Annotated in this window: 10 protein-coding genes; 5 read left to right on the forward strand and 5 right to left on the reverse strand. The window is 61.4% G+C overall.

The window, feature by feature from the left end; all coding sequences use genetic code 11:
- Positions 1 to 77: 77 nt before the first annotated feature.
- Positions 78 to 2564, forward strand: coding sequence for a circularly permuted type 2 ATP-grasp protein (locus OK411_RS03815; protein ID WP_264364445.1), 2487 nt, complete (start codon positions 78 to 80; stop codon positions 2562 to 2564).
- Entirely contained in the window at positions 2564 to 3454 is an 891-nt protein-coding gene (locus OK411_RS03820; RefSeq protein WP_264364455.1) for a transglutaminase family protein, read from the forward strand. The genes OK411_RS03815 and OK411_RS03820 overlap by 1 nt, the downstream gene beginning before the upstream one ends.
- 209 nt (positions 3455 to 3663) lie before the next feature.
- On the opposite strand, the gene OK411_RS03825 is transcribed toward OK411_RS03820, so the two are convergent.
- Entirely contained in the window at positions 3664 to 3852 is a 189-nt protein-coding gene (locus OK411_RS03825; RefSeq protein WP_130910695.1) for a hypothetical protein, read from the reverse strand.
- 68 nt (positions 3853 to 3920) lie between these two features.
- A complete protein-coding gene (locus tag OK411_RS03830; RefSeq protein ID WP_264364446.1) occupies positions 3921 to 4508 on the reverse strand; it encodes a TIGR00730 family Rossman fold protein in 588 nt (195 codons plus the stop codon).
- Positions 4509 to 4850: 342 nt separating this feature from the next.
- On the opposite strand from OK411_RS03830, the gene azu reads away from it, so the two are divergent.
- Positions 4851 to 5294, forward strand: a complete 444-nt coding sequence (gene azu, locus OK411_RS03835) for an azurin (RefSeq protein WP_024011380.1) — start codon at positions 4851 to 4853, stop codon at positions 5292 to 5294.
- Between the two features lie 124 nt (positions 5295 to 5418).
- Here the strand turns inward: azu and nadE are convergent, their stop codons facing one another.
- The 3 genes from nadE to OK411_RS03850 form a co-directional block, all read right to left on the reverse strand.
- Positions 5419 to 6246 carry an ammonia-dependent NAD(+) synthetase gene (nadE, locus tag OK411_RS03840; RefSeq protein ID WP_024011381.1) on the reverse strand — a complete coding sequence of 276 codons (828 nt, stop codon included), beginning with the start codon at positions 6244 to 6246 and terminating at the stop codon, positions 5419 to 5421.
- A gap of 4 nt (positions 6247 to 6250) precedes the next feature.
- A complete protein-coding gene (pncB, locus tag OK411_RS03845) occupies positions 6251 to 7474 on the reverse strand; it encodes a nicotinate phosphoribosyltransferase (protein ID WP_024011382.1) in 1224 nt (407 codons plus the stop codon).
- A 214-nt stretch (positions 7475 to 7688) separates the two neighbouring features.
- Entirely contained in the window at positions 7689 to 8588 is a 900-nt protein-coding gene (locus OK411_RS03850) for a LysR family transcriptional regulator (RefSeq protein ID WP_016771921.1), read from the reverse strand.
- A 164-nt stretch (positions 8589 to 8752) separates the two neighbouring features.
- On the opposite strand from OK411_RS03850, the gene OK411_RS03855 reads away from it, so the two are divergent.
- Both OK411_RS03855 and OK411_RS03860 read left to right on the forward strand, forming a co-directional pair.
- Positions 8753 to 10243, forward strand: a complete 1491-nt coding sequence (locus OK411_RS03855; protein WP_024011383.1) for an aldehyde dehydrogenase family protein — start codon at positions 8753 to 8755, stop codon at positions 10241 to 10243.
- 197 nt (positions 10244 to 10440) lie between these two features.
- On the forward strand, positions 10441 to 11724 hold the full coding sequence (locus OK411_RS03860; RefSeq protein ID WP_024011384.1) for an NAD(P)/FAD-dependent oxidoreductase: 1284 nt from the start codon (positions 10441 to 10443) through the stop codon (positions 11722 to 11724).
- Positions 11725 to 11739 lie beyond the last annotated feature (15 nt).

Consider the following 11739-nt stretch of genomic DNA (forward strand, 5'->3'; position numbering starts at 1 on the left):
CACGCGGATTTTTCGTATATCCGCGTGTCATGTGCCTGCGTTAGTCTGACCGTTCCCTGCTGTCTGCCGAGCTTTCCATGCCTGACCTGTTAGACCGCTACCCGCTGACTGCGGGCACCTATCACGAACTGCTCGACGGCAGCGGCGCAGTGCGTGTGCATTGGCAGCGCCTGTTCGATCAATTGCAGCGCAGCAGCCCGGCGCAACTTGTGCAGCGCCAGGCCTTGCTGGCGCGGCAGATTCAGGAAAACGGCGTCACCTACAACGTCTATGCCGATCCCAAGGGCGCTGACCGACCGTGGGAGCTGGATCTGCTTCCCCATGTGATTGCGGCAGATGAGTGGCAGCAGTTGTCCGCCGGCATCGCTCAGCGTGCGCGCTTGCTCAATGCAGTGCTGGCGGATCTGTACGGTCCGCAGCGGTTGATCAGTGAAGGCCTGCTGCCCGCCGAGCTGGTATTCGGGCACAACAATTTTCTCTGGCCCTGTCAGGGCATTGCCCCGCCCGAGTCAGCCTTTCTGCATTTGTATGCCGTGGATCTGGCGCGCACGCCGGATGGCCGCTGGTGGGTGACCGCCGATCGCACCCAGGCGCCGTCCGGGGCCGGCTATGCGCTGGAAAACCGCACCATCGTCTCCCGCGCCTTTCCCGATTTGTACCGTGATCTGAAGGTTCAGCATCTGGCCGGTTTCTTCCGCACCTTGCAGGAAACCCTGGCGCGTCAGGCACCGCAGGGCGATGACGCACCGCTGGTGGTGCTGCTGACACCGGGGCGGTTCAATGAAAGTTATTTCGAGCACCTGTATCTGGCGCGCCAGCTCGGTTATCCACTGGTCGAGGGCGGCGATCTGACGGTGCGCAATGCCACGGTGTACCTGAAAACCCTCAGCGGCCTGCGCCGGGTGCACGCGATCATGCGCCGCCTCGACGATGATTTCTGCGACCCGCTGGAACTGCGTACCGACTCGGCGCTCGGGGTCCCCGGTCTGCTGGAGGCGGTGCGTCAGGGGCGGGTGCTGGTGGCCAATGCGCTCGGTAGCGGCGTGCTGGAATCGCCGGGGCTGCTGGGGTTTCTGCCGAAGATCAATCAATTCCTGTTCGGCGAAGAACTGATCCTGCCGTCGATCGCCACCTGGTGGTGCGGTGAAGCGCCAGTGCTGGCGCAGGCGCTGGAAAAACTTCCGGAGCTGTTGATCAAACCGGCGTTCCCGTCGCAGAGCTTCGCGCCTGTTTTCGGCCGTGACTTGAATGAAAGCCAGCGCCTCGAGCTGGCGCAGCGTATGCAGGCACGGCCTTATGCCTACGTCGCGCAAGAGCTTGCGCAACTGTCGCAGGCGCCGGTCTGGCAAGCCGAGGACGGTCATCTGCAACCCCGCGCGATCGGCATGCGCATGTATGCGGTGGCCAGCCACGATGGCTACCGCGTGTTGCCGGGCGGTCTGACCCGAGTGGCGGCCGACGCCGATGCCGAGGTGGTGTCGATGCAGCGCGGCGGGGCGAGCAAGGACACCTGGGTGCTCAGCGACCGTGCGCCGAGTGGCGAGCAGTGGAAGGCGCAGCGCAATGTCGGCGTGCACGATCTGGTCCGCCGCGATCCATATCTGCCGTCGCGGGTGGTGGAAAATCTGTTCTGGTTCGGCCGCTACTGCGAGCGCTGCGACGACAGCGCGCGGCTGCTGCGCATCATGCTCACGCGTTACGTCGATGGCGATGATCCGCAGGCGCTGCAAGCAGCGGTCGATCTTGGCGAGCGGCTGGCGCTGTTGCCGGATGAGGGCGAACTGCCGGAGCGCCTGCTCGCTGCGTTGCTGGGCGAGGACTGGTCGTTCAGCCTGCGCTCCAACTTGCAACGCCTGCAATGGGCCGCCTCGCAAGTGCGCGGCAAGCTGTCCCGGGAAAACTGGCAGGCGCTGGTCGAATTGCAGCGCGAGGCGCTGGAGCTGGAAGTCGATGAACCGGACTTCGGCGAACTGCTGGATTTTCTCAACCGTCTGGTGATGTCGCTGGCAGCGCTGTCGGGGTTTGCCCTGGATGACATGACCCGTGACGAAGGCTGGCGCTTTCTGATGATTGGCCGGCGCATCGAACGCCTGCAATTTCTCAGCAGCAGTCTGGCGGCGTTTCTGCGCGGTGCGGGTGCGTTCGATCAGGCCGGGCTGGAGTGGTTGCTGGAGTTGGGTAACAGCAGCATCACCTATCGCTCGCGCTATCTGGCGGTGGCGCAACTGATTCCGGTGCTGGATTTGCTGCTGCTGGATGAGCAGAACCCCCACGCGGTGCTGTTTCAGCTGAAACTGGTAACCCGCACGCTGAAACGCCTGAACGACGATTTCGCCGCGCCTCGGGAAACCGCGCTGCCGCAACTGGTCGAACGCCTGTCGCGGTTTGATCTCGGTTGTCTGGAAAATCCTTTGTTCGGCAAATCCAGCGTACGTGCCGCGCTGGATGGTCTGGCCGATCTGTTGCAGGACATCGCCGAAGCCAGCGGCCAGGTATCGGATCGTCTGGCCCTGCGCCATTTCGCCCATGTCGATGATGTCAGCCAGCGAACGGTGTCCGTGTGATAAGTGCTCAATATCAGATCTTCCACGACACCTGTTATCACTACGACAGCCCGGTTTCCCTCGCGCAGCAACTGGCGCACCTGTGGCCGCGCGAATGCAGCTGGCAGCGCTGCACCGAGCAGCAACTGTTGATCAGTCCCGAGCCGACCATGCGCCGTGATGAACTGGACGTATTCGGCAATCCGTTGACGCGTCTGGCATTTGAACGGCCCCATGACCAATTGCAGGTCAACGCCCGGCTGACGGTCGAGGTGCTGGCGCGGCCGGCGCGGGAATTCAACCAGTCGCCAGCGTGGGAGCAGACCCGCGATGCGCTGACCTACAGCAGTCAGCCGTTGTCCGCCGACTTGCTCGAAGCCTGTCGCTACCGGTTCCAGTCTCCTTATGTGCATTTGAAGCGCAGCTTCGTCGAGTTCTCGCAAAGCTGTTTTCCGCCAGGGCGACCGTTGTTGCTCGGGGTGCAGGCGCTGATGCAGAAGATCTTCAGCGAATTCACCTTCGATGCCGAAGCCACCCAGGTGGCGACGCCGCTGGTGGAAGTGCTGGAGCGTCGACGCGGCGTCTGTCAGGACTTCGCTCATCTGATGCTGGCCTGTGTGCGCTCGCGCGGTCTGGCGGCGCGTTATGTCAGCGGCTACCTGCTGACCCAGCCACCACCGGGGCAGCCACGCCTGATCGGCGCCGACGCCTCGCATGCGTGGGTATCGGTGTTCTGTCCGGTATCGGGGTGGGTGGATTTCGATCCGACCAACAATGTGCGGCCGGCGCTGGAACACATCACGCTGGCGTGGGGAAGGGATTTCTCCGATGTGTCGCCGCTGCGGGGGGTGATTCTCGGTGGCGGTAATCACGACCCGGAAGTGCGGGTTACGGTGATGCCTCAGAATTGATGAGTCTTCAAATGTGGGAGCGAGCCTGCTCGCGAAAGCGTCAGGTCAGCCAATAGATTTGTAACAGATATATCGCATTCGCGAGCAGGCTCGCTCCCACAGGGGATTTTGGTGTGTCAGAGAAAGCAGGGCTGTGAGGGCCGGCAGCAGAACTGCCAGCCCCGTCACAAATCCGCAGGGTCTGATTCGATCATCAAACCCGGTGGGGCTCAGGCGTCGGGCGTCTGATCTTTCGGTGCATCGGTTGCATCAACATCATCATCGGTCGCCACTTCACCGTCAGGGTTCAGTGCCGCTTCTTCAGCGGTTTGCTTCTTGCGCTGAAGCTTTTCCTCTTTCTTCTGTTCCTTTGCCAGGTCTCGTTGACGTTTGGCGAAGGAGTAATTGGGTTTGGCCATGGGCGATCCTCTGGGGTCGAAGGTGAGGTTGAGCGGCGCGTATTCTGCCCTGTATCGGTGTCCGGGGGTTAGCCGGGTTTTTGGTCGACCCACTTGGGCGTGACGGTCGGCTGCCACTGATCGAGGGCTTCGAGCAGGGAATCTGGCGATTCGCTCACTTGCAGCATGTCACGGTGTGGCGCGCGAACGAAGCCTTCGCCGACGATATGATCGAGAAAAGCCGTGAGTTTGCTGTAGAAACCGTTCACTTCCAGCAGCCCCAAAGGCTTGCCGTGATAGCCGAGCTGGCCCCAGGTCCAGACTTCGAACAGCTCTTCCAGCGTGCCGAGGCCGCCGGGCAGGGCGATGAACGCATCGCTCAGCTCAGCCATCCGCGCCTTGCGCGCATGCATGCCGTCGACCACTTCCAGGCGCGTCAGGCTCTTGTGGCCGATCTCCTTGTCCATCAGGCTTTGCGGAATGATGCCGATCACTTCGCCGCCAGCGGCGAGCGCGGCATCAGCGACAATGCCCATCAAACCGACGGCACCACCGCCGTAGACCAGCGTCAGATTACGCTCGGCCAATGCCCGGCCGAGGGCCACGGCAGCTTCGGTGTAAGCCGGCACGGTACCGGCGTTGGCACCGCAAAACACACAAACGGATTTCAGCGACATGCGTTACTCCTGAGTCGATCAGTCGCACAGGGTAACGGCTGGCACGCTGCGCTCCAAGGACTAGACTTCGCGTTCGGGTGATTCAAAAGTACCGCTGGCGCCACAAGCGTAGGCGGCAAGCAAGCTGCACAACAGGCCGTTAAAGAACATGACTGGCACTCCGTTTCAGTAGGTGGACCGATCATAGGCCTGGCCCAACGAAATGGCCGTTAGATTGTGTTGATGAATGTCATAGCCTGAAAGTTGTATACAATTTTTGACTCAAGTCATATGAACTTGCGATGATTTCAGGCAGTCTTTCCACCACTAGTGTTTTTGTTAACCCTGCCTTGGAGATTCACCATGTTTTCCAAAGTTGTTGCGGTATCCCTGCTGGCGCTGGCCAGCAGCCAATTGATGGCTGCCGAGTGCAAAACCACCGTAGATTCCACTGATCAGATGTCCTTCAACACCAAGGAAATCGTGATCGACAAGAGCTGCAAGACGTTCACCGTCGAACTGACCCACTCCGGCAGCCTGCCGAAGACCGTCATGGGCCATAACCTGGTGATCAGCAAAGAAGCTGACATGCAGCCGATCGCTACCGACGGCCTGGCGGCCGGTATCGACAAGAACTACCTGAAGGATGGCGACGCCCGCATCATCGCCCACACCAAGATTATCGGCGCCAAGGAAACCGACTCGGTGACCTTCGATGTGGCCAAGGTGGCTGACGGTGGCTACGGCTTCTTCTGCTCGTTCCCTGGGCACATCTCGATGATGAAAGGCACTATCGTCGTCAAGTAATCAGGGCCAATGTGGGAGCGAGCCTGCTCGCGAAGAGGCCATCCGCTTCACCGAAAGACTGATGGCCAAAGAAAAAGCCCGCTGAGGATCACTCCTCCGCGGGCTTTTTCATGCCGTTGAAAAATCAAGGCGCAAACGGCATCACGCGCTTGTGATGAGTCTTGTTGTACGTATCGACAATGATCTTCGCCGCTTCGTCCCGCACCGTTTCACCGTGCAGAAACGCATCGATCTCGGCATAGGTCACGCCGTGCGCCGCTTCGTCCGGTTTGCCCGGCGACAAGTCTTCCAAGTCAGCAGTCGGCACTTTCTCGACCAGCGTCTCCGGCGCGCCAAAGCTGCGGGCAATCGCACGCACCTGGTTTTTCACCAGACCGCTGAGCGGGGCGAGGTCGCAGGCGCCATCGCCGAATTTGGTGAAGAAACCCATCACTGCTTCCGCCGCGTGGTCGGTGCCAATCACCAGACCGCCCGCCACCCCGGCAATCGTGTACTGCGCGACCATGCGCATGCGCGCCTTGGTATTGCCCAGCACGAAGTCCACCGTCGCCGCCGGCTTGCCTTCGAACGCCGAAACCTGAGCCGCCAGTGCCTTGACCGCCGGGCCGATGTTCACGGTGTGGATTTCGTCAGGGGCGATGCAGTCGAGCGAGGCCTTGGCGTCGTGCTCGTCGAACTGGGTTTCGTAGGGCAGGCGCACGGCGATGAATTTGTAGCGGTCGTCGCCGGTCTTTTCGCGCAGTTCACGTACCGCGCGCTGGGCCAGCAGGCCGGCGGTCAGTGAGTCGACGCCGCCGCTGATGCCCAGCACCAGGGTCTTGAGCCCGGAATTGACCAGACATTCCTGGATGAACGTCAGGCGCCGGGCGATTTCCGCCTGCAGGGCCTGGTCGTCGGCGAACGGTGGTTGCACCTTGAGCTGCTCAGCAATCTCACGCTGTACGGCTTGCATGAATTCACTCCTTGCTAGATAGACTGGATTCGGCAGGAACCTGAAACACATGTCGCAAATAGGCGACGAAATTCGGATCTTTGCAGTGGGTCTTGCCAGGCTCGTCGGAGATCTTCGCCACCGGCTGGCCGTTGCAGGCGGTCATTTTAAGCACGATGCTCATCGGTTCGACACCCGGGATATCGCAGGTGAGGTTGGTACCGATGCCGAAGCTCACATTGATGCGACCGTGCAGCGCGCGGAAAATCTCCAACGATTTCGGCAGGGTCAGACTGTCGGAGAACACCAGAGTCTTGCTCATCGGGTCGATGCCGAGCTTGTGGTAGTGCGCGATGCATTTTTCGCCCCACGCCACCGGATCCCCGGAATCGTGGCGCAGGCCATCGAAGAGCTTGGCGAAGAACAGATCGAAATCGCCAAGAAACGCATCGGTGGTGATGCAATCGGTGAGGGCAATGCCGAGCAGGCCACGGTACTCGCGAACCCAGCAATCGAGCGCGGCGATCTGGCTGTCGATCAGGCGCGGGCCAAGTTGCTGATGGGCCATGATCCACTCGTGAGCCATGGTGCCCAGCGGTTTCATGTCCAGCTCGCGGGACAGATGCACGTTGCTGGTACCGACGAAACGACCCGGGAAGTCGTGCTTGAGCACGTTGACCACTTCGGCCTGCACGCCAAAGGAAAAGCGCCGGCGCGTGCCGAAATCGGCAACCTGCAGTTGCGACAGCTCATCGGCCGAAGCATTGGCGGTCAGCCAGTCGAACTTGCGATACAGCTGTTCGCGTGCCTGCTCCAGCGAAGTCTCCCGGTAGCGATAGCGATTGCGCACTTCACTGACGATCGCCAGCAGCGGCACTTCGTAGAGAATCACATGCAGCCACGGCCCGCGCAGGCGGATGAACAACTCGCCATTCTCGATGCCGGTGTGCAGGTAGCGCAGGTTGAAGCGGAACAGGCCAAGGAAGCGCAGAAAATCCGGTTTCAGAAAGCTGATGCGCTCGAGAAAACTCAACTGATCGGCACTCAGGCTCAGCTCGGCCAGACGCTCGATCTGATGACGGATCTCGGCCAGATACGGACGCAGATCCTCGGCGTTGCGGCAGCGGAACTCCCATTCGACTTCGACGTTGGGGTAGTTGTGCAGCACCGCCTGCATCATCGTCAGCTTGTAGAAGTCGGTGTCGAGCAGGTTCTGCACGATGCGATCGGCAAACACACTCTCGCTCATAAACGGGTCTCCAGTTGCGCCGCGCCTGGCGCGGTCTATATCGATGGCGCTAGTGGCGCATATCGGCGGTGGGGATTGCCAGCATTTTTTCAGAGCGCCGCAGATCCACTGTGGGAGCGAGCCTGCTCGCGAATGCGGTGTGTCAGTTAAAGATGATGTGGCTGACCCGACGCTTTCGCGAGCAGGCTCGCTCCCACAGGGATCCCGGTTGACCTCACACCGGGCTATCGATTTGTTCAAGCATCCATTTGACAAAATCCCGCACCTTCGGCACTTCCGCCGCGTGCTCCGGGTAGGCCAGGTAATAGGCATCGCTGCTGGGCATCGCATGCTGCCAGGGTATGACCAGTTTGCCTTCGGCCAATTCCTCTTCCACCAGAAACCGTGGCAGCAGCGCCACGCCACAACCGACCTGGGCGGCGCGGATGCACATGTAAAAGGTTTCGAAACGCGGCCCGTGGTAGCTGTGTTCGGTGTGGTAGCCCTGACTGTCGAACCAGTCGTGCCAGGCCTGCGGTCGCGAGGCATTTTGCAGCAGCACCAGGTCGGTGAGTTGCGTCGGGTCAGTGAATGGTGTGTCCGGCAGGCTGGCCGGGGCGCAGACCGGCACCAGTTGTTCGCCGAACAATTTCAGGCATTCGGTGCCCGGCCGCGATGCCTGGCCGAAATAGAAAGCCAGATCGCTGCGCCCCTGCAACAGATCATCGGCTTCCTGCTCGTTACACAGATCCAGATGAATCGACGGATGGCGCAGGCGCCAGCCTTTCAGGCGCGGCACCAGCCAACGGGCGCCGAAGGTGGAAGGGGTAGAGACTCGCAGGACTTCGGTCTCGCCGCCGTAGGAACGCAGGTAATGCGTCGACATCTCCACTTGGCTGAGGATTTTTCTGACCTCGACCAGATACAAATCCCCGGCCGGCGTCATCTGCAAGCGCCGACGCACGCGGCGGAACAGCAAGTGCTGCAACAGTTCTTCAAGCTGCGCGACCTGTTTGCTCACCGCACTCTGGGTCAGGTTCAGCTCTTCGGCGGCGCGGGTAAAACTCAGGTGCCGGGTCACGGCCTCGAAGCATTGCAGCGCGGTGATCGAGGGCAAGTGGCGTTTGTTCAGCATGGCCAGTCCTTTTTCTTGTCTTTCGCTAGGCAGCATGAATAAACGGAATGATATCTGGCGTAAAGGTCGTTTGTTGCATCGCCGCAGTGAGGCTACAACTAAAGGCCTGCCCGGCCATGCGAAGGATGGCCGCACACATTCTGTTTTTGCTTGAGGAGAGACCGATGGTAGCCGCATTGCTTGATCGTCTGGGAGTCAACCCGGCCCTGTACCAGAACGGCAAAGTGCCGGTGCATTCGCCCATCGATGGCAGCGAAATTGCCTCGGTGAACTGGGAAGGCGCGGCCGAAGTCGAGCAGCACATCAGTCGCGCAGATCATGCATTCGAGCACTGGCGCAAGGTGCCGGCGCCGCGTCGCGGTGAGCTGGTGCGCCAGTTCGGCGAAGTGTTGCGCGAGTACAAGGCCGACCTTGGCGAGTTGGTGTCGTGGGAGGCCGGCAAGATCACTCAGGAAGGTCTGGGTGAAGTGCAGGAGATGATCGACATTTGCGACTTCGCCGTCGGCCTTTCGCGCCAGCTGTACGGTCTGACCATCGCCTCCGAGCGCCCGGGCCACCACATGCGTGAAACCTGGCATCCGCTTGGCGTGGTCGGCGTCATCAGCGCGTTCAACTTCCCGGTCGCAGTGTGGGCGTGGAACACCACTCTGGCGCTGGTCTGCGGCAACCCGGTGGTGTGGAAGCCGTCGGAGAAAACTCCGCTGACCGCGCTGGCCTGTCAGGCGCTGTTCGATCGCGTAGTGAAAAATTTCAGTGATGCCCCACCGAGCCTGTGCCAGGTTGTGATCGGCGGTCGCGATGCCGGCGAAGCGCTGGTCGATGATCCGCGTGTTGCGCTGATCAGCGCCACCGGCAGCACGCGCATGGGCCGCGAAGTGGCGCCGAAAGTCGCCGCGCGTTTCGCCCGCAGCATTCTTGAGCTGGGCGGCAACAACGCGATGATCCTCGGCCCGAGCGCCGATCTGGACATGGCAGTGCGCGCGATTCTGTTCAGCGCCGTCGGCACCGCCGGGCAACGCTGCACGACTTTGCGCCGTCTGATCGCCCATGAATCGGTCAAGGAAGAAATCGTCACTCGCCTCAAGGCTGCCTATTCGAAAGTACGCATCGGCCATCCGCTGCAAGGCAACCTGGTCGGCCCGCTGATCGACAGGCACAGCTTCGAAAACATGCAGGATGCACTGGAACAGGCGCTGAGCGAAGGCGGCCGGGTGTTCGGTGGCAAGCGCCAACTGGAAGAGCAGTTCCCCAATGCTTATTACGTGTCGCCGGCCATCGTGGAAATGCCCGAGCAGAGCGACGTGGTCTGCAGCGAAACCTTCGCGCCGATTCTCTACGTGGTCGGCTACAGCGATTTCGAGGAAGCGCTGCGCCTGAACAACGCCGTGCCGCAAGGCCTGTCATCGTGCATCTTCACCACCGACGTGCGTGAGGCCGAGCGGTTCATGTCGGCGGTTGGCAGCGACTGCGGCATCGCCAACGTCAACATCGGCCCGAGCGGCGCGGAAATCGGCGGTGCCTTTGGTGGCGAGAAAGAGACCGGCGGCGGCCGTGAATCCGGCTCCGATGCCTGGCGCGCGTACATGCGCCGGCAGACCAACACCGTCAACTACTCGCTGGAATTGCCGTTGGCGCAGGGCATTACATTCGACTGACAGGTGGAGATCCTCTGTAGGAGTGAGCACTGTGGCGAGGGGATTTATCCCCGTTCGGCTGCGAAGCAGTCGTCGCTTTTGAAATTTTGGGGCCGCTCCGCGACCCAGCGGGGCGGTGCGACGTTTCGCTAAATCCCCTCGCCACAGGGGGCTCACTCAGGTTTGTGTGTTTGTTGGGTTTCTGTTGGAGTCTGGCAATGCCGTTACGCGAAGAATGTCTGTGGGAAACGCTCACGCCACAACGCCCGGATAACACCGCGCTCAAGGGCGAGGTCAAGGTCGATGTCTGCGTGATCGGCGCCGGGTTCACGGGGTTGTCAGCGGCGCTGCATCTGTTGGAAAAAGGCAAAAGCGTCTGCGTGCTGGAAGCGCATCGCGCAGGGCACGGTGGCTCCGGGCGCAATGTCGGGCTGGTCAACGCCGGCATGTGGATTCCTCCGGACGAGATCGAAGCCGGGTTCGGCGAGGCGGTCGGCAGTCAGCTCAACCGCATGCTCGGTGCGGCGCCGGCGCTGGTGTTCAGCCTTGTGGATAAATACGCCATCGATTGCCAATTGCGCCGCGAAGGCACTTTGCACATGGCGCATAACGCCAAGGGCGAGGCGGATCTGCGCAGTCGCGAGCAGCAATGGAAACGCCGTGGCGCGCCGGTCGAACTGCTCACCGGCAAGGCCTGCGAGCAAGCCACCGGCACGCAGAAAATCGCCGCCGCGTTGCTTGATCGCCGCGCCGGCACGCTCAATCCGATGGCCTATGTCACCGGGCTGGCCAATGCCGTGCGCGGGCTCGGCGGGCAGATGTTCGATCATTCGCCAGTGGCTCGCCTCGAGCGCATCGGGCAGAACTGGTCGGTACAGACCGCCCAGGGCTCGGTGCTCGCCGAACAAGTGGTCATCGCCTCCAACGCCTACACCGAAGGCGACTGGACCGAACTCAAGCGCAATTTCTTTCCCGGTTATTACTACCAGGTCGCCTCGGTGCCGCTCAGCGAAGACGCTGCGCAGGAAATTCTCCCGGGCGGGCAGGGCTCGTGGGACACCCGTCAGGTATTGAGCAGCATCCGTCGCGACAAGGACGGGCGCCTGTTGCTTGGCAGCCTCGGCAATGGCAATCAAAAACCGACGTGGTTTCTCAAGGCCTGGGCTGATCGGGTGCAGCAGCATTACTTCCCCAATCTGAAGCCGGTCGAGTGGGAATGCACCTGGACCGGGCGCATTGCGTTTACCCCTGATCACCTGATGCGGCTGTTCGAGCCCGCGCCCGGACTGGTAGCCGTCACCGGTTATAACGGTCGCGGCGTCACCACCGGTACGGTGGTCGGCAAAGCCTTCGCCGATTACCTGTGCAACGGCGATCCGCAGGCACTGCCGATTCCCTTCGCACCGATGCAGCCCCTGGCCGGTGTGGGCTTGCGCAGTTGCCTGTACGAAGCCGGGTTTTCCCTGTATCACGCGGGCCAGTGCCTGCGCATCGTCATTTGAGTGTTGAAATTTGTT

This window comes from Pseudomonas sp. RG1, assembly GCF_025910115.1.
GTDB classification, from domain to species: domain Bacteria; phylum Pseudomonadota; class Gammaproteobacteria; order Pseudomonadales; family Pseudomonadaceae; genus Aquipseudomonas; species Aquipseudomonas atacamensis.

Coding starts and splice junctions, on each gene's coding strand:
- OK411_RS03830 (WP_264364446.1), bottom strand. CDS start 4,508: ATGTCGCTGAAATCCGTTTGTGTGTTTTGCGGTGCCAACGCCGGTACC.
- OK411_RS03825 (WP_130910695.1), bottom strand. CDS start 3,852: ATGGCCAAACCCAATTACTCCTTCGCCAAACGTCAACGAGACCTGGCA.
- OK411_RS03815 (WP_264364445.1), top strand. CDS start 78: ATGCCTGACCTGTTAGACCGCTACCCGCTGACTGCGGGCACCTATCAC.
- OK411_RS03860 (WP_024011384.1), top strand. CDS start 10,441: ATGCCGTTACGCGAAGAATGTCTGTGGGAAACGCTCACGCCACAACGC.
- nadE (WP_024011381.1), bottom strand. CDS start 6,246: ATGCAAGCCGTACAGCGTGAGATTGCTGAGCAGCTCAAGGTGCAACCA.
- OK411_RS03850 (WP_016771921.1), bottom strand. CDS start 8,588: ATGCTGAACAAACGCCACTTGCCCTCGATCACCGCGCTGCAATGCTTC.
- OK411_RS03855 (WP_024011383.1), top strand. CDS start 8,753: ATGGTAGCCGCATTGCTTGATCGTCTGGGAGTCAACCCGGCCCTGTAC.
- azu (WP_024011380.1), top strand. CDS start 4,851: ATGTTTTCCAAAGTTGTTGCGGTATCCCTGCTGGCGCTGGCCAGCAGC.
- pncB (WP_024011382.1), bottom strand. CDS start 7,474: ATGAGCGAGAGTGTGTTTGCCGATCGCATCGTGCAGAACCTGCTCGAC.